The sequence below is a fragment of the Micromonospora humida genome (assembly GCF_016901255.1).
Taxonomy (GTDB): Bacteria; Actinomycetota; Actinomycetes; order Mycobacteriales; family Micromonosporaceae; genus Micromonospora; species Micromonospora wenchangensis.
Window position 1 is genome coordinate 1 of record NZ_JAFEUC010000039.1, and the last position, 1875, is coordinate 1875.

The window sequence follows — 1875 nt, forward strand, 5'->3', positions numbered from 1 at the left end:
GTCCTGCTCCTCCACCTCGGCGAGGCGGGCGCGGGTCTGCCGCAGATCGACGGTGGCACGCTTGAGGTACTCACGGAACTTGTCTTCGGAGTTCGACACGGGACAGGCCTTTCCGGGTGCCAGGAATGTGGGAACCCGGCCCACGCGCCCGGTGGGCGGGCTGTCGAGCGAAGGGGCAGGACGTCAGTCCCGCTCGTGCACGGAGATGGCGTTGCTCGGGCAGTGCCGGGCGGCGGTCCGGGCCTCCTCGTACCGGTCCGCGGTCGGCTCGGCGACCAGCACCACGGCGATGCCGTCCTCCTCGCGCTGGTCGAACAGGTCGGGGGCGGCGAGCACGCACTGACCCGAGCAGCAGCACTGCTCGTCGTCGACGCTCAGGCGCAGGGAACTCACCAGGTCACCTCCAGGGAGTGCAGGCCGTACACGGTGGCCTCCTTGAACGGCTGCTCCTCGGGGGAGGTCAGCAGCTTCATGGCGGGCAGCCGGGCGAGCACCGTGTCGTAGACGATCTCGAGTTCGGCGCGGGCCAGGTTCTGCCCGAGGCACTGGTGCACGCCGTAGCCGAAGGCGACGTGGCCACGGACGCCGCGCCGGAAGTCGATGGTGGCCGGATCGGCGAAGACATCGCCGTCGTGGTTGGCGGCGGCGGCGGAGGCGACGAAGCCCTCACCGGCGCGCACCCGGTCCGCACCCAGGTCGATGTCGGCCAGGGCGACCCGGGCGGTGGGGTAGTCGACGATGCTGAAGTAGCGCAGCAGCTCCTCGACGGCGTTCGGGGTCAGGGTGGGATCGTCGGTCAGCTGCGTCGCGAGCCGCTCGTCCCGTAGCAGCGCGAGCAGACCGAGGGAGATCATGCTCGCGGTGGTCTCGTGACCGGCGAGCAGCAGCAGCATCGCGAACCCGGTGAGCAGTTCGTGGTCGTAGCAGTCCGCCGCCCGGTACTTCACCGACAGGCGACCCAGCAGGTCGTCGTCCGGGTCGCCGTCCTTGCTGGTGACCAGGTCGCCGAGGAAGGCGCGCAGTGCGCCGAACGACTCCTGCCGCTGCTGCGGGCTGCTGGAGCGGGCCAGCAGTACCTCGGTGTGCCCCTGGAAGACGTCGCGGGACCCGTAGGGGACACCGAGCAGTTCGCAGATCACCAGGGACGGGACCGGCAGGGCCAGCTCCCGTACCAGGTCCACCGGACGGGTCTCGATCGCCAGCAGCGCGTCGATCCGGTCGTCGACGATCTGCTGGATGCGGGGCCGCAGCTGCCGGATCCGGTGCACGGTGAACTCGGCGGCCACCATCCGCCGGTGCAGCGAGTGCTCCGGCTGGTCCATCGAGAGCAGGAAGCCCTTCTGCGCGAAGGCCTGCACGTTGGCGACGGTCGCCGGGAAGCCGGGGTGGGCCCGGTTCGCGCTGGTGGCGGGGTGGCCGAGCAGCGTACGGACGTACTCGTGGCTGGTGGCCAGCCACGCCGTGTTGCCGTCCTGGAGGGTCACCCGGGACAACGGCCGTGCGGCCCGCAGCTCGGCGTACTCGCGTGGTGGGGAGAACGGGCAGGTACGGGGCATGGGGAATGCCGGTGCGCCCGGAACGCCGTCTTCGGTCATGCCGGGAACCTAGGGACGGGTTCTAAATTCGCCCTTACCCGGGCCCGTCAGGCCCCGGTTTCCCGGCTCCCAACAGGCGATTTAGAGCCCTGATAGGGCGATCTAAGTAGGCACGCGGACAGTCCTGTGCAGTCCGATGGGTCTGCTCTCCTCAGGCCCGCTACCCCCAGGGGGATGGCCCGCGATGGCGAACGAAGACAAGCTCCGTGAGTACCTCAAGCGGGTCACCACCGACCTGCAGCAGACCCGACGCCGGCTGGCGGAGGTGGAGGGCGCCGAT

The 1875-nt window shown here is 70.1% G+C and carries 4 protein-coding genes; 1 reads left to right on the forward strand and 3 read right to left on the reverse strand.

What is annotated here, in order from left to right; all coding sequences use genetic code 11:
- The 3 genes from JQX11_RS33670 to JQX11_RS31930 all read right to left on the reverse strand — a co-directional run.
- On the reverse strand, positions 1-144 hold a 144-nt coding region (locus tag JQX11_RS33670), incomplete at its 3' end, for a polyketide synthase docking domain-containing protein (protein ID WP_204928634.1).
- Between the two features lie 39 nt (positions 145-183).
- Positions 184-393 carry a ferredoxin gene (locus JQX11_RS31925; RefSeq protein ID WP_307826481.1) on the reverse strand — a complete coding sequence of 70 codons (210 nt, stop codon included), beginning with the start codon at positions 391-393 and terminating at the stop codon, positions 184-186.
- Positions 390-1595, reverse strand: a complete 1206-nt coding sequence (locus JQX11_RS31930) for a cytochrome P450 (RefSeq protein ID WP_204928633.1) — start codon at positions 1593-1595, stop codon at positions 390-392. The genes JQX11_RS31925 and JQX11_RS31930 overlap by 4 nt, the downstream gene beginning before the upstream one ends.
- 184 nt (positions 1596-1779) lie before the next feature.
- Between JQX11_RS31930 and JQX11_RS33675 the strand changes: the two genes are divergently transcribed.
- Positions 1780-1875, forward strand: a 96-nt coding sequence (locus JQX11_RS33675; RefSeq protein ID WP_357936072.1) for a polyketide synthase docking domain-containing protein, incomplete at its 3' end; no start/stop codon positions are given.